The organism is Paenibacillus sp. sgz302191 (genome assembly GCF_057749925.1).
On record NZ_JBYLHY010000015.1, the window covers coordinates 151,705 to 175,405 of the forward strand.

21 protein-coding genes are annotated in these 23,701 nt (G+C 48.7%); 4 read left to right on the forward strand and 17 right to left on the reverse strand.

Annotation, left to right across the window (positions count from 1 at the left end):
• Positions 1 to 185: 185 nt before the first annotated feature.
• Both AC3G2T_RS21970 and AC3G2T_RS21975 read right to left on the reverse strand, forming a co-directional pair.
• The gene (locus tag AC3G2T_RS21970; RefSeq protein ID WP_488436900.1) at positions 186 to 1,895 is read right to left on the reverse strand and encodes a methyl-accepting chemotaxis protein; all 1,710 of its coding nucleotides are present in this window, start codon (positions 1,893 to 1,895) and stop codon (positions 186 to 188) included.
• A gap of 174 nt (positions 1,896 to 2,069) precedes the next feature.
• Complete coding sequence (locus AC3G2T_RS21975) at positions 2,070 to 2,939, reverse strand: RNA polymerase sigma-70 factor (RefSeq protein WP_488436901.1); 870 nt, start codon at positions 2,937 to 2,939, stop codon at positions 2,070 to 2,072.
• Positions 2,940 to 3,098: 159 nt separating this feature from the next.
• Here AC3G2T_RS21975 and AC3G2T_RS21980 point away from each other — a divergent pair, with 159 nt between their 5' ends.
• Both AC3G2T_RS21980 and AC3G2T_RS21985 read left to right on the forward strand, forming a co-directional pair.
• On the forward strand, positions 3,099 to 3,665 hold the full coding sequence (locus AC3G2T_RS21980; RefSeq protein ID WP_474687188.1) for an RNA polymerase sigma factor: 567 nt from the start codon (positions 3,099 to 3,101) through the stop codon (positions 3,663 to 3,665).
• On the forward strand, positions 3,652 to 4,911 hold the full coding sequence (locus AC3G2T_RS21985) for a hypothetical protein (protein WP_488436902.1): 1,260 nt from the start codon (positions 3,652 to 3,654) through the stop codon (positions 4,909 to 4,911). Before AC3G2T_RS21980 ends, AC3G2T_RS21985 begins: the two co-directional genes overlap by 14 nt.
• Before the next feature lie 838 nt (positions 4,912 to 5,749).
• Here AC3G2T_RS21985 and AC3G2T_RS21990 read toward each other — a convergent pair.
• From AC3G2T_RS21990 to AC3G2T_RS22020, 7 genes are all read right to left on the reverse strand, one after another.
• Positions 5,750 to 6,277: a YfiT family bacillithiol transferase gene (locus tag AC3G2T_RS21990; protein WP_488436924.1), complete on the reverse strand. Its 528-nt coding sequence runs from the start codon at positions 6,275 to 6,277 to the stop codon at positions 5,750 to 5,752.
• Positions 6,278 to 6,329: 52 nt separating this feature from the next.
• On the reverse strand, positions 6,330 to 7,289 hold the full coding sequence (gene pelA / locus AC3G2T_RS21995) for a pectate lyase (protein WP_488436903.1): 960 nt from the start codon (positions 7,287 to 7,289) through the stop codon (positions 6,330 to 6,332).
• A gap of 83 nt (positions 7,290 to 7,372) precedes the next feature.
• Positions 7,373 to 7,648, reverse strand: coding sequence for a hypothetical protein (locus AC3G2T_RS22000; RefSeq protein ID WP_488436904.1), 276 nt, complete (start codon positions 7,646 to 7,648; stop codon positions 7,373 to 7,375).
• Positions 7,645 to 8,232 (reverse strand): type 2 periplasmic-binding domain-containing protein, encoded by a 588-nt coding sequence (locus AC3G2T_RS22005; RefSeq protein WP_488436905.1) that lies wholly within the window; start codon positions 8,230 to 8,232, stop codon positions 7,645 to 7,647. Before AC3G2T_RS22005 ends, AC3G2T_RS22000 begins: the two co-directional genes overlap by 4 nt.
• Before the next feature lie 690 nt (positions 8,233 to 8,922).
• Positions 8,923 to 9,252, reverse strand: coding sequence for a chaperone CsaA (csaA, locus tag AC3G2T_RS22010; protein WP_488436906.1), 330 nt, complete (start codon positions 9,250 to 9,252; stop codon positions 8,923 to 8,925).
• Entirely contained in the window at positions 9,240 to 9,671 is a 432-nt protein-coding gene (locus tag AC3G2T_RS22015) for a VanZ family protein (protein ID WP_488436907.1), read from the reverse strand. The genes csaA and AC3G2T_RS22015 overlap by 13 nt, the downstream gene beginning before the upstream one ends.
• Positions 9,672 to 9,677: 6 nt before the next feature.
• On the reverse strand, positions 9,678 to 10,487 hold the full coding sequence (locus tag AC3G2T_RS22020) for a GNAT family N-acetyltransferase (RefSeq protein ID WP_488436908.1): 810 nt from the start codon (positions 10,485 to 10,487) through the stop codon (positions 9,678 to 9,680).
• 65 nt (positions 10,488 to 10,552) lie between these two features.
• On the opposite strand from AC3G2T_RS22020, the gene AC3G2T_RS22025 reads away from it, so the two are divergent.
• Together AC3G2T_RS22025 and AC3G2T_RS22030 are read left to right on the forward strand one after the other, a co-directional pair.
• On the forward strand, positions 10,553 to 10,819 hold the full coding sequence (locus tag AC3G2T_RS22025) for a YkgJ family cysteine cluster protein (protein WP_488436909.1): 267 nt from the start codon (positions 10,553 to 10,555) through the stop codon (positions 10,817 to 10,819).
• A 401-nt stretch (positions 10,820 to 11,220) separates the two neighbouring features.
• Complete coding sequence (locus AC3G2T_RS22030; protein ID WP_474687174.1) at positions 11,221 to 12,102, forward strand: hypothetical protein; 882 nt, start codon at positions 11,221 to 11,223, stop codon at positions 12,100 to 12,102.
• A gap of 232 nt (positions 12,103 to 12,334) precedes the next feature.
• Here the strand turns inward: AC3G2T_RS22030 and AC3G2T_RS22035 are convergent, their stop codons facing one another.
• The 8 genes from AC3G2T_RS22035 to AC3G2T_RS22070 form a co-directional block, all read right to left on the reverse strand.
• Positions 12,335 to 12,670 carry a hypothetical protein gene (locus AC3G2T_RS22035; protein WP_488436910.1) on the reverse strand — a complete coding sequence of 112 codons (336 nt, stop codon included), beginning with the start codon at positions 12,668 to 12,670 and terminating at the stop codon, positions 12,335 to 12,337.
• Positions 12,671 to 12,697: 27 nt separating this feature from the next.
• Positions 12,698 to 15,157 (reverse strand): fibronectin type III domain-containing protein, encoded by a 2,460-nt coding sequence (locus tag AC3G2T_RS22040; RefSeq protein WP_488436911.1) that lies wholly within the window; start codon positions 15,155 to 15,157, stop codon positions 12,698 to 12,700.
• 976 nt (positions 15,158 to 16,133) lie between these two features.
• Positions 16,134 to 18,014 carry a WG repeat-containing protein gene (locus AC3G2T_RS22045; protein WP_488436912.1) on the reverse strand — a complete coding sequence of 627 codons (1,881 nt, stop codon included), beginning with the start codon at positions 18,012 to 18,014 and terminating at the stop codon, positions 16,134 to 16,136.
• Between the two features lie 73 nt (positions 18,015 to 18,087).
• Positions 18,088 to 18,525 (reverse strand): SMI1/KNR4 family protein, encoded by a 438-nt coding sequence (locus AC3G2T_RS22050; protein WP_488436913.1) that lies wholly within the window; start codon positions 18,523 to 18,525, stop codon positions 18,088 to 18,090.
• Between the two features lie 340 nt (positions 18,526 to 18,865).
• The gene (locus tag AC3G2T_RS22055; RefSeq protein WP_488436914.1) at positions 18,866 to 19,261 is read right to left on the reverse strand and encodes a hypothetical protein; all 396 of its coding nucleotides are present in this window, start codon (positions 19,259 to 19,261) and stop codon (positions 18,866 to 18,868) included.
• A complete protein-coding gene (locus tag AC3G2T_RS22060; protein WP_488436915.1) occupies positions 19,258 to 19,887 on the reverse strand; it encodes a hypothetical protein in 630 nt (209 codons plus the stop codon). Before AC3G2T_RS22060 ends, AC3G2T_RS22055 begins: the two co-directional genes overlap by 4 nt.
• 1,069 nt (positions 19,888 to 20,956) lie before the next feature.
• Entirely contained in the window at positions 20,957 to 21,325 is a 369-nt protein-coding gene (cdiI, locus tag AC3G2T_RS22065; RefSeq protein WP_488436916.1) for a ribonuclease toxin immunity protein CdiI, read from the reverse strand.
• Positions 21,326 to 21,342: 17 nt separating this feature from the next.
• Positions 21,343 to 23,701, reverse strand: a 2,359-nt coding sequence (locus AC3G2T_RS22070) for an RHS repeat-associated core domain-containing protein (RefSeq protein WP_488436917.1), incomplete at its 5' end; no start/stop codon positions are given.

Genomic DNA, 23,701 nt, shown 5'->3' on the forward strand with positions numbered 1-23,701 from the left:
TCAGCGAGGTCTTCTAAGATGTGAGGGCCGCGTTAGAGGTAGCCTGAGCGAAAGTACCTATTGCAAATAGTACAATTTTATCAGCAACTGTTCAACTGCTTAAATAAAATCAATGGAAATCCCGACCGATTTTTTTCCTGCCACCGGTATGCTGCAGCGTTGAACGGAACCGGAACGGCCGGCGACTACACCTTAAACTGCCGTACGGCTTCATGCAGCGCCTGTGCCGACTCCGTCAAATGTGTCACAGAGCCGGTTATCTCCTGCATCGCGCCCAGCTGATTCTGGGTATGCGAAACAATCGATTGCGACTGCTGCGCCGATTGTTTGGCCAGGTGCGCCATCTCGGAGATGGAGGCGGATACTTCTTCGGCTCCCGCGGACATTTCCTGCGAAGCGGCGGACAGATCCTGCACCTGCTCCGAAATGCTTGCAATGGAGCGGAGAATACCGCCGAACAAGGCGCCGGTCTCCTGAATCAGCCGCACCCCTTGGCCCACCTCGTCCCGTACCCCGCCCATTGCAGTTGCCGAAGCCAGGGCATCCTCCTCGATGCCTGCGATGTTGGCGTTAATTTGCGCCGCCGCTTGCGCAGACTGCTCGGCGAGCTTGCGCACTTCGGATGCGACAACGGCGAATCCCCTGCCTTGTTCGCCTGCTCTGGCCGCCTCAATGGAAGCGTTGAGCGCCAGCAAATTCGTTTGATTGGCAATGCCGGCGATCAAATTTACGACTTCATGAATTTCCCGGACGCGGTTTCCAACCCGGTCGATCACTTCCGCGGACGATTGGACTGAGTGTTCGATGCGCATCATTTGATCGATCGATCGGGTAATGGCCTCATTGCCTTGTCCGGCATCCCCCTGGGCTTCCAGCGACGCTTCGGCCACGGAAGATGCGGATTCCGCGACTCTCTGAATGCCGGTCGCCATCTCCTCCATCGCTCTGGCGCTTTCGGATGCCCCCTGATCCGCCGCGGCATTGCCCGCAGCTACCTGATCGATCGCGTGCGCTATCTCGCCCGACGATTTGATCGTCTGCCGGGCGTGCGCCTCCAACTGTCCGCCGGATCGGCTGACGGTTTCCGCATTCGCGGCAGCCTCCTGAAGAAGCGCCCGCAGCCGCCCGGCCATTTCATTGCCTGCCGCGATCAACTGGCCGATCTCGTCCCTGGTCCTGCCCTCCAGACGGCCTGTCAAGTCGCCCTCCGCGATGCCCCGCAAAAACCGGACGGCCTGTCCGACAGGCTTCGTAATCATCCGCTCCAGCGCAAAAGCCAAAATCAGGCCGATCACAACGACCGCAGCGCTGGACAGCAGCATCGTGCGGTCAAGCCCGGTCAAGCTGTGGTCAAGCGAGCTTTGCGCTTCTTTATATCCTTGATCATAAGCCGCTATGAACTTGTCGAGCAAGTCGAAAGTCTTGTTTTTTGCCTCGTCCGTGGCGTCATCCGCTTTTCTGTATTGCTCGTTCAGCTGCTGCAAGGTTAAGTTTTTTTGATTTTTATAGATCGATTCTACCTGGTCGAATCTGTCTACATAAGCATGCGCCTGGACAGACAGCTCTTTCGCCAATTGCTTTTGTTCATCCGTCCGGGCCGTGGCCGCCATGCCTTCTACCATGTCCAGAAACTGCTTTGCGTTCGTTTTGTGTTCTTCGATGACATCGGGATTGTTGTTAATGATCAAATCGGCCTGGTTGCTGTATAAAAGCCCGACCATACTTTTCAAGGAAAGCGCCGTCTTCTGGTTGACCATCATCTCAGTTTGCTTCTCTATACTCGACTCTGCGGAATGCTCCATCATATAGGACAAAGAGGCTGAAACCATAAACAGCAAAATTAGCGCAACAAAACTCATTAAAAATTTAAATCGAATGGAATGAACGAACGCCACCGAAGACACCGCCTTTTGGGAGTAAAAGTAAAGTCGAATATTGTCGAAAAATGATATATTTTATTCGCACTCACGCTTTCTACCTTTAGCCGTCGTACTCCTCCAAAAAGAGTGCCAACCCTCGGTCAATTTGCCGCAGCCGGACTTAAAACCCGTGCCGATTGCGAATTCTGTTTATGGAATATACAATCCATGCAACTTATCCGGATTTCTCATAAAAAATATGTGGCGGATGCCGCCGCGCTCATCCATTTCAAATTGGATGGCCGTAACGATTTTTCCTTGCTCGGCAACAAGAATAGCGTCCTCACCGTTGATCGGAGCGATATGATAAGTTTGCGTTTCGGCGTATTTGGCGCTGATTCCCAGCAAAAATTTCGTGACGCGCTCGCGTCCCGGAATAGGCCGTATCGCTGCATTCGCCTTGCCGCCGCCATCGGAATAAACGACGACATCCTCGGTCAGCGAGCGGAGGAACAGCTCCATATCGCCCGTATTCGCAGCGTGCAAAAATTGCTCGGCCAGATTGCTGCGCACCGGCCCGGCCGCATGAATCCGCGACTGCTGCTCGTCGTGCAGCTTTTTCTTCAACCGGCTGAAAATTTGCCGGCAGTTCGTCTCCGATTTGCCGATGATGTCGCCGATATCGGCGTAATCGTACTCGAACGCTTCGCGCAAAATGAAAATGGCCCGCTCGACCGGCTTCAGCTTCTCCATATAAACGAGAAACGCGTACGAGAGCGTCTCTTCCCGTTCGACCGCATGCAGCGGATCGTTGTCGCTGAGCATAAGCGGCTCGGGCAGCCACTGCCCTACGTACAGCTCTCTTCGCTTGCGCGCCGACTGCGCGTAATCGATACAGCGGTTGGTCACCATTTTGCATAGATAGGCTCTCGCATGCCGCATTTGCTCCGGCTCAAGCTGCTGCGCGTTCATGAACGTATCCTGCACCATGTCTTCCGCATCCGCGACGGAACCCAGCATCCGATACGCGATGGAAAACAGAAGCGGCTTATATTGATGGTACAAATGTTCTATATCCAAAGGATTCACTCCTTGATTTCAATGTTACCTTTCAGTATACCTGATCCGAACCCCATTCATAGAGACGGTTGAAGGACACATTTTGTGACTTCAATTTTTTTATTCGACAATGCGAACTTTTTTGACTTCCGCTGCGTCTAATTTAGGAGAGGTGAGAGTATGGAGACGACCGGTGTCCATGTATTCGATTATTTGAAATATGTATCCGAAACGACGGATCAAAAAGCGATTCTGCGCAATTTGATGGAGGCTTACGGCAACGATGTATGGAACTATGCGTTCAGCATCTGCCGCAATATGGACCTGGCCGACGACATCACCCAGGACGCTTTTCTTAAAGTATACCGCAACCTGACCACATTCCGCGGCGAAGCTTCCGTGAAGACTTGGCTGCTTACCATTACCCGCAATACCGCCTACGATTATTTGCGCAAAGCGTTCTGGCGCAAAGTTACGCTTGTCGGCTTCATCCATTCCGCAGGGACGCACCATTCCGCGGAGACGGAAGCGATGGAGAAGCTGTACGCCAGCGATATATGGAAAAAAGTGATTTCACTCCCTGCGAAGTACAGGGAAATTTTGATTTTGCACGCGCATTACCAGCTTTCGACCAAAGAAATGGCCGCCGTCCTGAACATATCGGAAGGAACCGTTAAATCCAGGCTCCATCACGCCAGACTGAAGGTGCTTCAACTGAAGGAGCGTGAAGCGCGTGAACTCTCCTGATCCGGACGATTTACATAACGATTTGGATTCGGGACCTTTACGAGTACCCGGATTCACGCCAGACATGCAGCGCGAGATCGAATCCGCCATCGAACGAAAAGAACGCTCCAAACCCCGGGTCATGCCTCTGGTTTGCATTGCCGGCCTGGGCGCGATTACCGCGGTTTTTCTGCTTTTTCCGTGGGAATCCATCAACTCGAAAAGCAACGCCGCTTCCATCGCGGAGACTGTCGCCAGCGCGGAGGCGCAGACTCTCGTCACTACGCCGGCGCCGATCAATACCGCCCTGCTGATCGGGCTGAGGACGGAGCAGGAAAGCCAGGACAGCGACCGGAAGCCCGAAACGCTGCGCTACAGCACTTACAGAACGATGCTGATCGCCCCTGTCCGCGGGCAGCTGCAAAAAACGTCCGAAGGCAGCGGCATTCTCATGCCCTACAAGCAAAATTTCTGGAAAATCGATTCGCTTGTCGCGAAAACGCAGACGGACGAAATTCATTACTTGTCCGCGCATCTGGCCGATCAGCCCGCCAAGCCGGAAGTTTTTGTCGACGATCCGGAAGAAAAGATGACCCGCGTCGAAACGCTCGTGTTCGCCGGCAACCAGTATTTATCCGTCACCGAAGCGGAGGAAGCCTGGCACGGCAATGCACCGTACCAAGCCGATCGAATTTGGGTGCGCACGCTGCCCCAGCTGAAAGAAGGGCATACCACCCAGTTTTATAATAAGCCTGCCGACAAAAATCATGTGGCCATCGCAGACGTATACGATTCCAGCGCCAAGAACGTTCTCGTCAAGCTCTCCGAGCAAAAGCAATGGAAAGGGCAGTCCAGCGAGATTACCGGCCAAAGCTGGACGATTGCGCGGGCTTCCGGCCGCTGGATCGGCAAAGTCGCGGAGACGCCGCCGGCTAGCTCAACGTCGCCGGACCGCTACACGCTGCACAACTTCCCTCGCGAGCTGCCGGATAAAGTCGTCAGCCACGATGAGCTCGGTTCCTCCTGGATGGATATCAAAGCATCCTGGCCGAACGCAAACGATGCCCTGACTTCGCCGATGAACGATATGATCGTTATTTTTGAGTCGGGCAAGCTGAAATTTTATCCTTTCGGCCAAGCGCCGAACAACGACCCGCAGCTGACGGTCGACTTGCAGCCCGGCGAACAGTTGGTCATGGCCCAATGGGCGACCGACCACTACGTACAGGACTGGATCGATAAAGCAGCCAAATATTTGTCCTATTAGCAGCGTGAATAGAGCAACACCCGGCCCGGCTGACTCATGCGCGGAAAACCTGCGAAATCGCATCTGTTGTCCTTGATGCGCCCCGTGCGGATCCTTTCCGCAAAAGCATACGGCGATTGTCCAGAGCGTTGAAAAGCTCGCACGCAGGAGGCGGCACACCATTTGGCAGCGCGTAGAAATGGAAGCCTGCAAAAGTCAGACCGCCCCGGAAGGTCACGACACTTTGTCAGGGGTTAGGGGAACCAGAGGGGCCCGATTAGGGGCGCAGCCGCTTGTTCTGGGTGCGCGCCTCCCCCGGCGTAAGTCGTGGAACTGCACAACTGAGCCTGGGCATGAGGCGGCTTGATAGCGAGAAAACCTGCAAATGTGCAGGTTTTTCCTGTGGAATCGCCTCATTTTGGCGAAAAACCTGCGAAAGTGCAGGAATTTTCGCTGAAAGTGAGCCTGAGCCCATGTCCCGGCTGAAAAGCCTGCACAATTGCAGGAATTCTTCGCGGCCAACGTATCGAGGACGCAAATTCATGTACTTTTGCAGGTTTTCTTTGTTCAGCCAGGCAGATTGTGGCTATCGCTTCTGACAACCCCCATGACGCCGTGGCCGTCACTCCATAGTATGAAAATACTGCGTTCTATTTTCGTATAAAGTGCAGGCTTTTGCGCGCCGATGGACCTGCTGCGCAGGATTCCTGCAAATTGCGCAGCAATTTCCTGCGAATACATGCGCTCAGCCGCATTGGAATCGATAAAGCCTGCACTTTCGCAGGCTTTATCACGCCGCCGAGCCGGCTAAGTGAAAAAACCGTCGTGCAAGCGCAGCTTGCCGACGGTTTTGTGCGTTTTACCAGCCCATGCGATCGCGCAGGCGGGTGATGTGGGCGATATGATGGTTGCCATGCCATGCATAGAGGCCTATGTTCCAATCCAGGCGGATCGTGGCGCCGGATGCCGGGTGAATGAACGTGCGCGCCAGCTGCTCGCTATGCAGCGACTGCAAAAGGAGCATCCAGCGGCGGTGCAGCGCGTCCAGAAGCGACAGCGACAGCTCCACAGGCGCGGATCTGCCGTCGCTGAGCTCGGCCCAGCGTTCCTCGTAGTAGGGCCGGATCGTCGGTTCATCCTCCGTTAAAGCCAGCTTGAAACGGGTGTAGCTGTTGATGTGGCTGTCCGCGACGTGATGGACCACCTGGCGCACCGTCCAGCCTCCGGGCCGGTAAACCGTGTCCAACTGCTCATCGGACAGTCCTGCGACTGCCTCCGCGAGTCTGCGCGGAGCCGACTCGATGTCGGCCAGCCACTGCTGCAGCTGCTCCCCGGAAATATCCCCTTCGTGCTCGAACAATCCGATCGGATAACGCAATTCATCCATAATGACGACCTCCTGAATCATTTTCACCTAGTATAGCGCTCCTTGCCCCTCATTACTTTATTATACTTGATGGCCAGATACCATACCACAGATAGCCTGTTCTTCTCTCCTGATCAATATCACTGAGCTTGTATTTCACGACGCCGTCACGGCCTACGAATATGGGCTTATTAGTGCCAAGCTCGTAAAAACGCGACCAGATCGGCGTTTTTACGCTAGGATCATTTTTAACAATGACATCATTACCGGTCTTGACGACACTGATTCCGGTAATTTTGACCGCTTTGAACCAGTCTTCGGCGGCTTTGATGGCGGCGGCGATTTGCGTAGTGGACGTTCTGCTTTTCAGGAATTTCACAATAGGCACACTTTCCTTGGCGCTAAGCGAAGGAACCTCGTAGATTCTTGCCCCTGCAGGCTTCAGTGTACTGGAGTCATGCTGTTGTCCCCACGCGGTCAATTTACCGTTTGTCACGACTTGCGTTTTCAGTATACAATCTACTCCCTTAGCGACAGCTTGTTTGCTTTTGCCGGCCAGGGTGCTGTCAATGAATGAAAAGTCTCCTTTTTTATTTGCAACCTCATCCAGCAGGATCATAACATTAATCATGGCATCATCATTGTAGGTAATGTGTGTATGATAACCGGAGCTTTGGTAAACTTGCGGCCACCCGCCATTGGCATACTGCATGTTGAGCAGGAAATTGATGCCCTTAATGGCTGCAGCGGAATATTTGCTGTTATTGGTTTTTTTAAATTCGCTCGCCAATCTTCTGATTTCCGTATAGGTAGCTTTGTTATCAATGGTGGACTTGGCCCATTCGCCGCTTGTTTCCGCGTAGTCCTTCTTCCACCCGCCATCAGACTGCTGGTTGTTCAGAATATCCGAGATGCTTGCCGTAGTGCCCGAAGCATCCGCAGCCCAAACGGTTGAAGCAGGCTGCAATAATACTGCCGGTACAGAAAGAAACATGGAGAAAGCTAAAGCAACAGTTATCGTACTTTTTTTCATTTCAAATTCTCCTTTACCTTTTCATAGTGTGATCGAAAACCGGATGTATCCTTTTTGGCATCACCCCCTTTATTGCATCTGCATTATTTCTTTTGGCTCTGGGTATACGATTCTTGATATTCCTGAATCATTTTATTGCCTCCTGCCGCCTTCCACTTCTCAATTTCAGCCTTCCAACCGGCCTCATCGATTTTGCCCATAATGAACTTGGTTTCAGCGTCCGTTATCATCTGTTCCAGTTCCTTGCCTCGCTCGGAGAACGTTGCAGAATTAAGCGTCAAAGCCGGATTCGGCACAATAAATTGTTCATTTGTTTGACTAATTTCCTGGCTCCTGCGGAACAGATCCGGCTGCTTCATCGCTTTCGCAATATTGTAGCTCTCGCCACGATGCGGAGCGTATCCCGGTATGGCTTCACTTCTTTCAAATCCGCGTCGCGGTCAAGCGGTTCTGTAAATTCGCCCTTATCCGCATAGTGCTTGCCCTCGATGCCTTTCACGATTAGATTCGCCATTTGCGGATCAAGCAGCTTGTCTACGAAGGAAAGCACCTTCCTGAACTCAGCTTCTGTTTTCACGGAAGATTTAGGAATCGCCAAGAAGCCGGAATTGCCGCTTTCCCCGGGAACTCGGCGGCCATTCGCCCCTTCCACGGGAGCGGCTCCGATGACCGCATTCGGAACGACCTTCACGATTTTATCCTGCCAGCTTTGCGCATTGCCGCCGGAAATACGAATGCCTGCGCGGCCGGATTCGTAAGCTTTATCCACTTCCGCCGTATCGACGACAGGGAAATCCTGATTGATCAGTTTTTCATTGTACAGTCGTTTGAATAATTTCAGCGTTTCAAAGAAAGGTTCAGTCATAAACTCCGGCGTAAAGATGCCCTTCTCAACCTTCCATTTAGCTGGTCCTCCTTGGGAAACGGAAATTCGTGTCAACATAGAGCTAACATCCTGGTTGTATTTTTTCTCCAGCATAATGCCATAGGTGTCATTTTTTCCGTTTTTATCAGGGTCATCTAAAGTAAACGCTTTAATTACATTGTACCAATCGTCCAATGTTTTGGGGGACTGGAGATTCAGCGCATCCAACCAGTCCTTTCGGTAATGAATGACGGCGCTATATACTTGCCAAGGGGAACCTAAACCATCGTAATCCTTGCGGGCCTCCTTCTTAACGTTGAGAAGAGTTTTATCAGATGAGTTTAGTAACGCGATTTTTGAAAGCGCTTTATTTTCGCTCCAATCTTCACTGCCGGCGGCCACATCTGCCCGGTAGTGTGAAGAAAAGCCTGCAAAAATACATGAATTTGCACCCTCAATGCACTGTTCACGACGAATTCCTGCAATTGTGCAGGTTTTGCGTCACGTACAGAGGCTCAAGTTCATTTTCAAGGAAAAAACCTGCATTTTCGCAGGCTTTCTCCAAAATGAACCGTTTATACAGAAAAAACCTGCACTTTCGCAGGCTTTCGCGCCTCTTAACCCGTTCATGGGCGGCTGCGCCGTCTTCGCCGTCTCGGGCCGGATCCCGGAGCGGCCACCGTCTTGCGGCTTCAGGGGCTCCTCTCCCGGTTGACTCGCCGACCAGGATGCTTGTCCTGCGCGCCTCTCAGCTCCCAGCCGTCGCGCTCAGGCGATCGGCGTGCCGTTCGCTACCGGGACATCGGGCTGCAAGAGCACGACGTCGCCTTCTTCCGGCGTTCCGCCCAGCACGAGCACTTCGGACTGAAATCCGGCGATGCGCCGCGGAGGAAAATTCACCACAGCCACGACCTGCCGGCCTATTAGCGTCTCCGGGCGATACCTGTGCGTAATTTGCGCCGAGGACCGTTTGATGCCAAGCTCCCCGAAATCGATTTCTAGCTTAATCGCCGGTTTCCGCGTTTCCGGAAAAGGCTCCGCTTGCACGATCGTACCGACCCGAATATCCAAAGATAAAAACTCATCTATCGTTGCCATACTTTTTGCCTCTTTCCCAAAAAAATCGCAAACATGACATACCCCAACCCCGCTCCCGCAGCATTCAAAATAATGTCATCCGTATCGAAGCTTCCCCGCTTTGTAACGAGCTGCAGCAATTCCAGTACGAATACCCCGGCCAGCATGACCGAAATAAACTTGCCAAAACGCCACCGGAACAAATAAGGCAGGCCCAATCCAAACGGTACGAACACACCGATGTTTCCGACGATGTTGATGATCCATGTTTTTAGCGAGTAGTGTTCCCTGTTGAAGAAATAGTCGCCAATCGTCCGGAAAGGAATCAAATTATACCGATATTCGCTGAAACCGGCATGACTTCTTCCAAATCCGAAAAACATCCAATATATCAGGCAGCATGCATACAAAATCATAGCATATCGAACCAATCTAAGCACAGGCGGCTACCTCTGCGTCCAGGTGGCTCTCGTATACGCCAATTGCATGCCTGCCCGCTGCATATTTCTGCAGCTAACCGAAGCGTACGACGCTTGTCCGGCCACTAGCCGGCATTGATGCTTCTCAGCCTCATGCAGCCTTCTTTCGATCAGCGCTTTTTGCACGCCTTTGTTTCTGAACGCCGGAAGTGTGGCGGCAAAAGTCAATGAAGCGAGCCCGCTTTTCATATACATAACGCCAACGCCCGCCGGCTCCCCGCCAACATGTCCGATGAAAAACTTCCAGCCTTCCCTTTCGAAAAGGACACCGTTATTTGCCGCCACAAAACTTTTGCCGTCCGGAGACAATCCCGTCCCCAGGCAATGAATTTCGGCATACAAATCAAACTCGTGCTTGTCCAGCGGACGAACCGTCACCCCCGCCGTCGCCTCCCAGGGTCCGCACTCATGAGGCAGGCCGGCCAGGCTTGCATGGAAACCGGACTGGCAAAAGCCTTTTCCGGACAGCGCCCCGAACAGTTCGCCGCTCGCTTTTAAAGGCGTAATTTCAAATTGAGGCCGCCCCTCCCGCTCCTGATAAAACTGCAAAATATCGTCCAGCAGATCGATTTCGCGGGCGCTTATTCCTTTTACCGTATTGAACTGCGGCCAAGGCATCTTTTGGCTGTAAAACGCGGTCGCGCCGCCGAAAGCGCGGATTTCCACCCCCATCGGATTCCCCGGCCGCTCTTGGATAGCCGTCATCCGATCAACCATGTAGTCAATTTCAGAGCTTTCAATCGCTTCCGCAGCGGCAGCGTTCCAAAGCAGCGGCATCGCACATCCTCCTAATCGGTTAATGCTATAGTAAGAGTATAACTTATTTTGGAGGTAATTTCCTGATGGAATGTCGTACCGGATGTGCCGCCTGCTGTATCGTCATCTCTATCTCTTCCCCCATACCCGGTATGCCGAAAGGCAAGCCCGCGGGCACCCGCTGCGTCCAGCTTACAGCCGATAACGCCTGCAAGCTGTTCGGCCATCCCGATCGGCCCGACGTGTGCCGCAGCCTCCAGCCTTCGCCGGATATGTGCGGGCAAACCGCTGAGGAAGCTTTTCGCCGCTTGGCTTTTCTCGAAGAGATCACGAAACCGCCCGCCTGCGGTTAAAACAATTAGAATGAGGGGAGACGCCGAAGGCAGGAGCAAGTCTAGTTTTGCATAAGATCTTTCCCTGCCATCTTCAACTGGAAGTATTGCGGAATACCTGCCTGGAGCCATCAGTTTTACACACTACTATGATCTTCCAGGGGTAACTGCTCAAGTGTCAGGTACTTCGATTATAGACACAGATAATGTATATCACTTTGCCTATAGTATTTATGGCGGGTGATGGATCGACTCATAAAGAAATCACCACAGTATAGCTTTTTTCAATATTTGTTCATTTTTGGGACAAAGCATATATTCATTCCATATATGCTTTGTCCGATATATAATACAAACAGGGTAACTTTACATTATACATACGCCTCAGATTGCCTGTTACAAACATGACAGGAGGAAATAGGATGAATTTTGGGCCTCTTAGAGCACAACAAGCGGTTCTTAACTCTAGTAGCTTACGGATAAATCCGGCAAGCAAGCAAGGAGTTCCATCACCCCAGCTTCATGAAGAAAAACTCTCCCGATTCGTTGTTCAAGACTCTATGGAGATTAGTGAGACCGGCAGACAACTGGCGGAAGGAGCTATTGTGTCACAGGCTGCCAAGTATTTTGGTACAACACAGATCAATGATTCATTAAACCGTGTTTTGGAAGGTCAGCCAGAAGAAGTGTCCAATGCAGTGTACAATATGATTCAATCCAATTTTATCGTCGACGGAACGGTAACGGATGAGAATCAGCGGGCTGTATTGCTAGAGATGGGAGTTTCCCAATCCAAGTATATTGCTGACCATTATATGAAGGGCGATAAGGCCAAAGAATTTCTGGAAACCATGAACCAGATAGCTAGAATTGCTTTGACACGATCCATTGATCCAGAGAGCGGAGATATTAGTTACACGACTCCAACAGATCGTCCGTTAGGTGCTCCTGAGGATTACGTCAAACTGTCGGAAGTGATGAAACAGGCGGATCCTCAACAATATGCGGCATTCATGAATGACATCAAAGGTGGAGGTAATGGACTGAGCCAACTGTTAAGTTTTGCGCGAAAGGTCCCTCAACACCCCGAATGGATTAACAAATACAAGGAACGTACGGGACAGACTGAAGAACTGTTAAATAACACACAGTTAAAGAATCGGTTTGACAAAGCTGATACGACTTCGGCTTCCGCATTTATGAACAGTATGCAAAATCTTCTTAAGGAAGCTTCCGCTACTCAGGACTCTTACATGCAGAATATGCGGGGATTTTTTCGGAACTTGGGTGTTCAGGTTGGTTAAAACCTTCAAATAATTTTACAGTTCTGTTTACATCCTGCTAGGAACGAAGTATAATAGCTTCAAAACATACTCGTGATATTGAGGAAGCACCTCAAACTTGGGCATTAACGCCTTCGTTTGAGGTGCTTTTTCTATGTTTGGCCGAAGCGAGTCTGTAAAGCTCTTTGAAAAAAAGAAGACCATAAACGAGGGCCGGGGCTTGTTGTCTACCTACAAACTACTATACGATTTCCTAAAAAACTCCTGTAGTTTCAAAGTTAACAATAATAACATCATTTTCACTTGTGAGTACTAGCTTTACTTGCTCTAAAGCAGGGTTTTCTTTCGTTGAAGTAACTGTAACTTCTAGTATTTCATTGCTGTCAGGAACGAATAATTTTGGTTCTGTCTCGTATTCTTGAACATTGGAAAAAGTTAGTAACCCATTAGTTATCTCGGGCTGCTCTTCTCTATAATTTGACTGTTTCCAGTTGCACAAATCTAACTCCAAAATTAGTTTCTGGGCAATTAAAGATACGCCTATAATGCCGGCTATCCATTTATAATATTTGTTGAAAAAGCGTTTCACGCCATCACCCTCGCTATGATCTGCATATTATTTGGCAACAACGTCGATTTGGGCTTCTCCGTTCACTTTAGCCTTCAGGAAGATCGCCGTGATTTCCCCGGACCATGAAGTCCCGGGCACCACATTTTGACTGTTCTTGAATGTGATTTGTCCAGGTGTATAAGCAACCGTCAGGTTGGAGCCCGGAATCTTCCCTGACTGCATGACATCCCGCTGCGGCGTGTAATTGTACAAATCGACGACTTCCAGGTGATTCGGATCATACGTAACCACATACGTCAATTCACTGAAATCCTGAACGTTGAAAGCAAGCAGCGACAAATCGAAGCTTTGCCCTTCCGTTACGTTGACTGTGTACGTCGGGCTCGTTGTGCTCTTCACAATCGCGTTGCTCCATGCCGTTACTCCTGTTTGGTTTTTCGCCCTTAACCGGTACGTATGCGCCGTTCCCGATGTCAGCTTATCATGTGTATACGTAGGACTATCTCCTGCGTCTACGGTCTGACCGTCGATCTCCAGATCGTAGCCTGTCGCCCCGGCTATCTTTTGCCAGCGTAGCTCAATGCTGTTATTGGTCGCAAAAGCTTCAACGCCGACCGGAGCATCCGGCGGATCGGGCAATGTCGACAAAGACAATATAGCCACCCATGGGTTCGGACTATCGTCCTTTTTCAAGCGAATCTTGTACGTATGGAATTCGCTCGCTTTTAAACCGCCATGATGGTAGATCGTATTGCTTCCATTGTCGGCAAGCACGCCGTCCACCTCGATGTCGTATCTGGCCTCGGGAGCCACAGTGTCCCAGGATAATGTGATCGCTTTGTTCGTCACCACCGCAACAATGTTGGTCAGGGATAGGCTTCCTTCGCTTCCTTCAGGGAATGTAGACAAGGTGACCGGACTGCTCCACTCGCTGCTGCCGCTAATATTGTTGGCTCTGACCCGGTATGTGTGCTTGCTGGAAGGCGCCAGAGTGCTATGAACAAACTGGTTGTCGGTGACGTTCGTGACGGATGTCCCGTCGATTTCTACTTCATACCCGGCCGCATGAGAAACTTTGTACCAGGTCACGGTGATCGCTTTCTCTTCCGCTGTCGTCATGATATTCGCGGGAACTTCCGGCTTTTCGGGATGTGTCGTTACGCTGACCGGGTCGCTCCACACACTCTTGCCGCCGGCATTGACCGCTCTGACCCGGTACGTGTGCCCACTCAAAGCGTCCAGCCCCTGATGAACATAGGCCGTGCTGCTGCCGTTATCGATGATCAGTCCGTCTGCCTCAACTTCATAGGCATCCGCTCCATCCGATTTGCTCCAGCTTACCGTCACTTGATGGATCGAAGGGGTCGCCGCAACATGTACCGGCGACGCAGGGGGATACGGCAATGTTTGCTTCACCACCGGCTGACTCCACTCGCTGACGCCGCCTTTATTGGCGGATCTGATCCGGTACGTGTGGTCAGTGAGCGGCTGCAGCCCCTTGTGTATGAAGGTCGTTTTGCTTCCGTTACCGATTACGGTTCCGTCCACCTCAATGTCATAGCTTTCCGCGCGGGCGACACTGTCCCATGAAACGGTGGTTTCCGTTTGCAGCGGCGTGGCCTGAACGCCCATCGGAATCGCCGGCGGATCAGGCAGCGTGAACTTGCTGATGAGGGCGCTCCAATTACCCGGACCACCGGCATTATTGGCTCTTACCCGATACGTATGTTGGGTATTAGGCGGCAGATTACTATGGGTAAAAGAGGCGGATTTCCCGTTGTTCGTAACGATACCGTCTGCCTCAACGTCATAACTTGTTACGTCCGTTACTTCCGGCCAACTTAATTTCACCCAGCGTTGAGACGATTCAGCTGTAATATTGGAAGGAGGGGTTGCTAAAGTTGTTCCGCCAAAAAGCGGACTATCCGCCGTTTCTTCCCCGTTTTCATTTTTTGCTTTAGCTTGAAAGCTATATGTTGTATTCGACTGCAGCCCTGTTACCCTTATCTTCTTGTTTGCAGACACAATCCATTCAGGCGATGCGGTTAATGCGCCCGTGGCGCCGACATACTGCCCGCCGGACTTGATTTGATATGGAGTGATACCGGGATTGCTATCATGAAACACAAAATCCAAGCTTGTCTCTGTCGCTTGACTTAATGTCAGGGAAGGAACCTGCGCTTTGGTCTGAATCGTCTGTTCCTTGCCCGCAATATGCTGGGCATTATCTCTTGCTTCGAATTTGACATTATATGCCGTATTCGGAATTAGATTGGTCTGTGTATATGAGGACAAAGCCGTCCACGAGGTTCCATTCGGACCGAAAAAATACCGGTAAGGCTCCGGATTTAAACCGGAAATCGAATCCGACGCCGATCCCGCAATTTGTATCGTTGTGTCCGTTGCAGTCACGGTTACCGTTCCTAGTACCGGGGGCGTTTTATCGACCGTGAAATTCACCGACTTTGAGGTCGTATGCGAACCGTCGTTTACGGTAAATCTCATTGTGTGCAATCCTTCCGTTAAAGTTCCTATATTCAAAGCGTTAAAGCTTAACACTTGCGCCGTTGCCGTATTCGATATTACTTTCGTATCCCTGGGGATTGTCTCCGCATCGATATAATACGCCGAGTTTAGCGGATCCCCGTCCGAATCGGCTACTTTTACAAACGGGATAAAAGCAGTATCAGCATCGCTTAATATTTGTGCGGATGTCGGCGAGACGATTTCCAAAGTAGGGTATACAAACCCAGGGGCGCTCTGCCTCTCAATAACCCCTGCAGCCCTAGTAGCAAATAATTGAAATTGAAGATATCCCGCATAATTTGAAGGGGCTCCCGGATAAAGAAGATTGCATACGTTATTCACATAGTAGCATGAGCTGTATACACGCTTGAGCGGAAAGGAAAAGTTAAGCGTTGATAACGCCCCGGTCGGCGAACTATCGCCGGAATTAAATCCACATATGCCGCTATTAGCACACAATACGTTATATCCTACTCTGGCATTGCTGCCCGCCAAGGAAGTCATCCTGATTCGATAATTGTACTCCTTGGTATCCTGGACCGTGAATGGGAAATCCAACTGAGAACAGGAAGAAGAATCACAATACGACTTGTCAAAAACCGCCACTTGTTCCCATGGTTCTTCCGCTTGAACAGCAGGCATATCGCTGCTTGGCAAAAACGAGCTTGCTATAAAAAAATGATTATTAATAGGAAACTAAGCGATACTATTTTATATCCCACACAGCATCACCTTTCAAACTGTTATCCAAGTTCCCCCACGCTCCTATTTGAATGTCTGTTGAACTATCGCTAACCCATTCGCAATATTTTCCATAAATCCCTGCTTGATTGGAGCCAAGAAACGCCAAAAGCGGATTTTCACTCCTTAAGCTATACGGACGCATAAAAAAACCTTGCAAGATTAGTCGCAAGGCGGCCCCGTAAGGCAAAATATGAGTTGAAATTAGTCAATTTTAATTAGACTTGCTGTTAACAAATTCAATGAGCTTCCCATCCGGCAGTACATAATAAGTTTGGCTGCCCTTGTGCAGCAAGGCCATACCGTTAGCCAAGTCAGAGAAAGCGTCATACTTGCCACCAAACATGCCATCGAAAATAGTACCATAGCCAGTAAAAGTTGGCGGTACGATCATCTCGCCTTTGGCATTAACGAAACCCCATTTACCGTTTTGTTTGACAAAAGCCTGCCCATTGTGGAACTGAAAAGCCGAATCAAACCGAGGCGAAATGACAATTTGGCCTGATGTATCCACATAACCGTATTTCCCATCGATCAAAGCGGCCGCCAAGCCCTCGCCAAATTGGAATGCCTCATTATAGATAGGGGGAATGACAAATTGCCCCTTGGTGTTGATATATCCGATCTTGTTATTTTTAGCTACCGGCGCCATCCCCTCAGAGAATTGTCCATATTCGGATATCCCCAAACCTTGGAAGTCGATCACAAGCTCGCCTCTGGTATTCATAAATCCACTGCGTTCGCCGCGCACAAGCGCCAATCCATCGTGAAATGGAAAAATCCATTTATAATTAGGTTCAACCACTACTTCGCCCGTATGATTAATTAATCCCCACTTGCCTCCTTTTTCGACGGCAGCGAGGCCTTCGGAGAACGACAAGGCATAGTCGTATTGGGGGGCAATTACGAAAGTGCCTGTCTTGTCGATAAAACCCCATACCCTATTCTTCCCAACAGGCGCCAACCCTTCTTTGAAATCTCCCGGAATTAACTTAGGGATAAAATCGAACGTAAACCTGAATTTCCCGGTTTTGTCGATATAGCCCGATTGACGGCCATCTTTCGAAGCGGCGAATGCCAGGCCTTCGGAGAAAGGAAGAGCAAATGAGAACTTCGGTTTAATAGCGACAGTGCCGCTATTATCCATGTACCCCCAGGTTCCTGTCTCTCCTTTAAAATAATTGATATCTTCACCGCCATTGAACGGTATAAGAACCGTCTGCTCGGACAATGCCCGAAGATCCTTCTGCTTGGCTTTCTCCAGAATATCTATAATTTGCTCCAGCTTTTGTTTGTCGGCCGCGTCGGTCTCTTTCTGCAAATTCCTCCTGGCCGTGTCCAAAGCGGTACCTTCGCTAGTTGAATAGCCAACATCCGCTCCATAATCGACCAACAGCTGAACAACTGCCGGATTTTTGCCAAAAACGGCTGACAGCAATGGCCTGATACGGCCGGAGTTCGTTTCGCTTTTGTTCGGGTCCGCGCCGGATTTCAAAAGCATCTCGATCATGTCTATGTTTTTGTGGTACATAGCGAAGCTTAGGGTCGTAAGATCGTCGTGTTTATTGGCAAAATTCGCGCCGCCGCCATGATCCAGCCAATACTTGGCCTTCTCCATATCATTCTTCATAACGGCCTGATATACGTAATAACTTTTATCGTTGATGATGTCGACACGATTCGTTTTCTCATCCCAAGTAACGTCCCCGTCGACACTCTCGCCTACAAACCGCAGTGGAACGAAAGTAGTCCCGTTCACGATCCTCGGGGCGATGGGCAGCGTTACCGGTTTCCCATTGACGGTTGCTTCCGTCGAATTTACGGTCATCACGATCTTCCAGTCATTTTTAGTGCTTGTTATGGTCTGAGTCCCTTCGTCCCAATCGATCTCGATACCGAAATTTTCATAAATAGGGCGCATTTGAACCAGTGTATTCCCGTCCTCCACCATAGGAAGTTGTGTGAACAAGACTTGATCTCCGTTGAGATAAACACGTATCGGCTCAGTCGACGCAGCGTATGCGGATAATGGGAATGAGCATAAGAACATGAACAAGAACGTAAACAAAATACGACAATTATGAGTAGCTTTCATGGAATGATCATTCCTCTCGATTAGTCCGAATTTCCTTGATATATCGTTTGCACCGACGATCTTATAGAAACTATTACTCGTACAGCTTGTCTAGCAATTCTGTAAAAGTCCAACTAATGAAACTAATCGCTTCCTCAGGATTACTAAACGCAAGCTCATGATCCCAAAATACTACAGAAGGATTTGTCGAGTTTTTCCTGAAATCAAAGCAAATTAGATTCCCAAATGGATCATCCGCGATAGGAACTATTCCTTGAGGTAACCTATCATTGACATTCTCGAATGTTGAGATAATATAATGACTCCTGCTAGGATTAAAACTTAACAAGTATCCAAAAACTGCCTCATCATGATCATCAAAATCAAAGGTATTAGGCGTAGGCCAACCACCATGATTTTCACAGGCAATAGACAAATAATCTTCTGGAAATGAGACATTCCAATATTGGGACGCATTAATAATCTCGTCTCTAGTAACTTTAGTATCAGTAAATTCCCAAGATACCTTCACTACGATCGCACTCCTCAAATCGTCAGCACCGCTTCTACCACTTCTTCCCGATGGCGTTGCCGCGGCGAAAACCGAAGTTGCTCACCGAACCGCCTTCCAAATAAACGGGCTGACGCTTTTGACTCTCCCAATGAAGAGGCCTCGCTGTCAAACCGATCTTGCTTCTATTTACTCCTTCAATGAGGAGCGTCTCCAAGAATCGGCGTCTAGATACATCTACTTCGCCACGCAATTCCTTTCAATTATTGAGAAAGTATAGTCCATCAAAACTTGAGATCGGAGCATGAATATAACTTTTTTCTATACCTTGAAGATCAGTAAATCAAAATATTTAGCTAAACTATATAAACATTGCTGTGATATCGTCCCAATCTGTATTCGATGGGAAGTCCTCTCCTTCAAAAAATGATTTGAACAAAAGGGTAACCGACTTCAAATTCATGACTTGATTTTTTAGAATAGTAACAGGCGAACCAGATATACTTATTTGGCATTCCTCAATATTTGTATTATTCTTTTGTTTTGCTTTTTTATGGATAAACTCGTCACTAGAGTAGTACTTTCTTGCCTCAACTGTAAACACCGTTGGACCACCTCCTACTTGCATGTAACTGCTATCCTCTTTTTCAATTATTGCAAAAGAATTAGAATAACCATCGATTTTCGATAGATATTTTTCGATGTCATTTTTTCTAACATTTTTGATACGGATACCTTTTTCCATTCTAAAAATCATAGTATCCTCCCGAATTCGTTTATCCTACACCTACAGTTCTCTACCATTGAATCAGACGGTCTTCCTACCTTCCAATCATCCAAAGTTTTAATTGCTTTATTAACTTCATTTTTTAGACAATAAGCCGCAATTAGTCTCCACTTATAACTGTTTCCATTTATTATGAGTCTTATATCGGATTTTTCATACCCCTCAATTAGAGAATCTAACGTAGAGAAATCTTCCCAAAACTTCCTGGCAATATTCTCTATACAATACGTAATTATTGGGGCAAGATTAGATATCTCTGTTGTTAAGGTAATCGGCCACTCAATAAACTCCCTTTTAGACTGTAAGTTTCCAATGTTTGCGGAAGCGGTTGGCCAACCCTTTTTGAATTTTTCTCCTTTAAGCGCAGCCACTACTTTTTCAACATTTTCAAAAGTTACACTGGGGTTTACTTCCACACATCCTGCTTCTTTGCCCTTTAAATGGCGAAACATAAAATATAATTCCTGAGTGCACTCCCCATGTTTCTTTGTAAATGTTGTCCTGTCTTTCTTTAAATCAAAGCCCATTCCTTGAAGAAATGGACTTTGGCCTTGGACTAAAGAATCAAAAATTAATTCAATTTGTTTATTATACATTGAAAGATAACATCTCCTAATCTACATTCATAACTTCTATAGAATTAGTTCTCCATTGATATCGGAATATTTGGCGCTAATAATGATAGCAGCATAAGCTCCTTCAAGGGTTCGCTCTGGTGGACCTTGGATCTATTTATTTCCAAAGAAAATCCAACAGTATTCGGATTCCTCGACTGATCACATAAAGCGGGATGTTAGGTTTCCATAAATTCTAACTATAACATATTGGCGACCACACAAGTGACCTAACAACCAAGATTAACCTTCCCGTTCGCGGCATTCCCAAGGACAAAGACGGCTTTTTACAACCCCCAACTTCCCAGGCTTCGCTTCTTCCGCTTTTGGGCTGGATACATGTTCATGCCCTGCTGGCTTGCCTGTCCTCACCGATCCCTTATTCGTGGCAAACGGCTTCCTCGCCGACCGATTCCCCTTCCTATCATGATGCCTGTCAGTCCAAGCGTTGTTTGGACTGACACTTGCATCATGAATGAAGCATGGAAATCGACAGAGGAAGCCTGTGTAGCCGTGAATAAGGGCTATGGTGAGGATCAAGCCAGCAGGGCTTGAGCGTATCCAGTCCCAAAAGGGGGGAAGGAGCGAAGCGCTGCGGGAAGCGCGTTTGTAAAAAGCCGTCTGTCCTTGGCCGCAGCGCGAACGAGGTTTTAAAACCGATCCGAAGGATCAAAGCCGCTGCGCGGCGGCAACCGAAACGCCTCACACTGAGCCTTATGCGCATAAACGGCTTACCCGATGTTGATTGCACCAGAGCAGGGAGCTTGTGCCTTTCAAACCGATCCTGACAGCGCCAGCCTGTCCGACAGCGGTTTGAAAGACTGCAAGCCATCCCTGCCAAGCAATCAACTAGGGGGGCATGCCGTTTATCCCTGCATAAGCGTAGCGAGGCTGTGAAGGTTGCCGGAGGCATAGGCTTTGATCATTCGGGGTTTTCTGGCGCTTTGAAGCCGCGAAGCGCCAAAAGCAATTGTTTGCGCCGTGAGCGTTGCCACGACAAAAAGAAACCTTGAAAGGCATAAAGCCAATCAAGGCAGATATAAAAGTATTTTCAATCTATTACTTGATATTTTTCAATAACCTTATTAAGGTATCCCTCGATGGTATCCTTATCATCGGGAAAATCGGTAAGATAAACGTTGCAAGCCCTCTTAAGATAATGGAAAAATGTTTGGTAATCTACAACGACTTCTTCATTATGCAGCGAGAACATGACACCATCAAACATTTCTTCGTCTGGGTCTAAATCGCCTGGAAAAGTACATACAGCGGCATTAATACCTCTCCCAATACCCAAGCTGAATTGTTCCATTACATCCTTAAAATTTGAATTTGAAATGGCATTAAAAAATGCTGTGATTGGAAAATGACTGCTGTTCAATTGGTCTGATTCTAACAGCCTGAAGTCTCTTTTCATCATATGATGTTCTCCTCAACTTAAAAATCAGGATAAAATGAATTAACTTCCCCATTAGTATTTGTATAGCCTCTCCATTTTACACCATTACTATCATACCCTGACCATTCTCTTCCAAGTGGGCCGTTCGAAGCGGCATTATTTGCAGCCTCTTTACCAAATTTAATGAAGTCTTGGTCAGAAATTACTTTAGGGTCATACACAGTTTTTTCAAATACTTTTGCCTTCCATCCAGTAACTTCCCCTGTTTTACCGTCAATAGACGGTATCTGGTATTCTATTGTTTCTACACCAGACATTGTTGGATGCTGTTTTGTATTAACTATATTCACAGTGTTTTTCATAAACTCATCCTTTTTGTGGGCACCTCCGATACCTCTACTACGAGGGACGGATGGGTCAACATTGATTATATGGCTATCTAAATTAGATGAGAACTTAGCATTTCCCGCAACTTTGCCCGCACCCTTTGTTTCAAGAGCATCATTAATATCTTTAATTTTGGACGCAGGTATTTTACTCGCTTCACCTACCCGTATTAACTTACCTTCCGTGTTCACGATGATAAAAATACCAACCTCGGCAAGGGCGCGTACATCCTGGGAATCAAAGGTGCCATCCGTCAAAGTATCGTAATTTTCTGTCCCAATTACACCTTCTCTAACGAATATTTTAGCTCCTGCAGGCAATCCTTCAGCGGTGACTTCCCAGCTTTTTTTCCAATTGTCTTTATTGAAAACTTCCTTAACTCCTAATACGAAATAATCCCAATTGCTTAATTTTCCGTCTGTATTTGCCTCTGGTTCTGCATTCGATAGGATGGTTACCCTATCTGAATAGCTTTTCTTATTAAATTCATCGACAAGCCCACTTGCCATATCTTTAAATCTGGAAAACTCAATGCCACCGCTTGTAAGCATTTGTTGGTATTCGTCAGCATGACTCTTGATGTCTTCTTGAACAAATTTCAACGTTTCACGATTCCCCTGCTCTTGAGACATCCGAGAAATCTCTTCTACATACGCCCGGCTTCCGATCTTATAATCCGAAGATTGAACCGCCCGATCCATATTATTCTGAATAATTTGCTTCAAGTTAGGAGCACTGCTAGAATTCTTATTCGCAGTTTCCAGATTTGAATCTCTACCTTTGGATCTCCGATCATACTCCGTGCTAATCGATCTCCATTCATCGGCTGTGAGGTACTTATCCCCATTGGAATCGACATTCTTGCTGTTATTGGTCGATGTATTGACCGCTCGAGCAAAGCTATCACCCTTGCTACTACTGCTACTAGATCTGCTGTTTTTAGCCGCATCAGAACGAATCTTTTCCGCTGCTTGATGAATTTGATTCCGCTGTGCGTCGCTATTTGCTGAATAGTAGGAGTCCGTTAATGACTTGATTTTGCGTTGATCCTTCGCAGATAGGTTGACGTCACTTTGTTCCCAGTGTCCCGTAGGATCATAGAAGTTGACAGGGTCATTATGGACGTAGGTGTACAAATTCAAGCTTAACGGGTTACTGTCCTCACCCCAGTAACTATCTTGAGAGATAAACCGCCCTATATACGGATCATAATATCTCGCACGCAGGTAGTACAGACCGACTTCCGCATCGAAGAATTCACCCGCGTAGCGGATCGAGCTTGCGTAGGCCTCAACCGTTAATGTGGGGTTGCCGAAAATATCGTAGTCGTACTGGTTCTCCACTTCTCCGCTTTCAGATACGGTTTGTACCACATCACCATGACCGTTGAACAGGTAGTAGGAGAGCTTGTCCGCCGCGTCGATCCGGGCGATGTAGTTGATGCCGCGCACATAGCGGGCTTGGACTGCACCAGCCCCGTCTGTCTCCAGAATAACATACTGGCGATCATACAAGTAGTTCGTCACTTTCGCCGCGTAGCCGTCCTTCGAGCTTCGTACCGTCTTGCGAGTCCGCAGATCGTCGCCATCGTAGACGTAATCGACCGTTACCCGTTCGCCTGCCTTGACTCTCTCCACTTGCTTCAAGCGGTTGAATCCGTCATACGTATTGCTGACTTTCTCGATCAGGCTGCTGATGTCGCCCTCGACTTCATCCCCGTACGGGTTCCCGCCGGTCACTCGCCGCATGTCCCGGTTATGCGGACGGAGGTAGCTGACCTTTTGCCGGATTTCGTTGCCGTTGTTGTCGTACAGGTAGCTGGTCGTTTTCTCCAGCACTGCTTTTCCGGCTTCGTCGCTCATTTTCTCGACGAGCTGCAGCAGTTCGTTGACGCCGTCGTACATGTACTCGCTTTTCTTGATCAGGTACTTCACTTCCGTGCCGCTCACCGGGTCCGTATAGCCGCTCGGCTGTTCGGACGTGTATGTCTCGCTCTGGGATTGCCGGTTG

Coding starts and splice junctions, on each gene's coding strand:
- AC3G2T_RS22060 (WP_488436915.1), bottom strand. CDS start 19,887: ATGTATAATAAACAAATTGAATTAATTTTTGATTCTTTAGTCCAAGGC.
- AC3G2T_RS22045 (WP_488436912.1), bottom strand. CDS start 18,014: ATGAAAGCTACTCATAATTGTCGTATTTTGTTTACGTTCTTGTTCATG.
- AC3G2T_RS22040 (WP_488436911.1), bottom strand. CDS start 15,157: ATGAGATTTACCGTAAACGACGGTTCGCATACGACCTCAAAGTCGGTG.
- csaA (WP_488436906.1), bottom strand. CDS start 9,252: ATGGCAACGATAGATGAGTTTTTATCTTTGGATATTCGGGTCGGTACG.
- AC3G2T_RS22005 (WP_488436905.1), bottom strand. CDS start 8,232: ATGTTGACACGAATTTCCGTTTCCCAAGGAGGACCAGCTAAATGGAAG.
- AC3G2T_RS22055 (WP_488436914.1), bottom strand. CDS start 19,261: ATGATTTTTAGAATGGAAAAAGGTATCCGTATCAAAAATGTTAGAAAA.
- cdiI (WP_488436916.1), bottom strand. CDS start 21,325: ATGATGAAAAGAGACTTCAGGCTGTTAGAATCAGACCAATTGAACAGC.
- AC3G2T_RS22020 (WP_488436908.1), bottom strand. CDS start 10,487: ATGCCGCTGCTTTGGAACGCTGCCGCTGCGGAAGCGATTGAAAGCTCT.
- AC3G2T_RS22000 (WP_488436904.1), bottom strand. CDS start 7,648: ATGAAGCAGCCGGATCTGTTCCGCAGGAGCCAGGAAATTAGTCAAACA.
- AC3G2T_RS21990 (WP_488436924.1), bottom strand. CDS start 6,277: ATGGATGAATTGCGTTATCCGATCGGATTGTTCGAGCACGAAGGGGAT.
- pelA (WP_488436903.1), bottom strand. CDS start 7,289: ATGAAAAAAAGTACGATAACTGTTGCTTTAGCTTTCTCCATGTTTCTT.
- AC3G2T_RS22030 (WP_474687174.1), top strand. CDS start 11,221: ATGAATTTTGGGCCTCTTAGAGCACAACAAGCGGTTCTTAACTCTAGT.
- AC3G2T_RS21980 (WP_474687188.1), top strand. CDS start 3,099: ATGGAGACGACCGGTGTCCATGTATTCGATTATTTGAAATATGTATCC.
- AC3G2T_RS22025 (WP_488436909.1), top strand. CDS start 10,553: ATGGAATGTCGTACCGGATGTGCCGCCTGCTGTATCGTCATCTCTATC.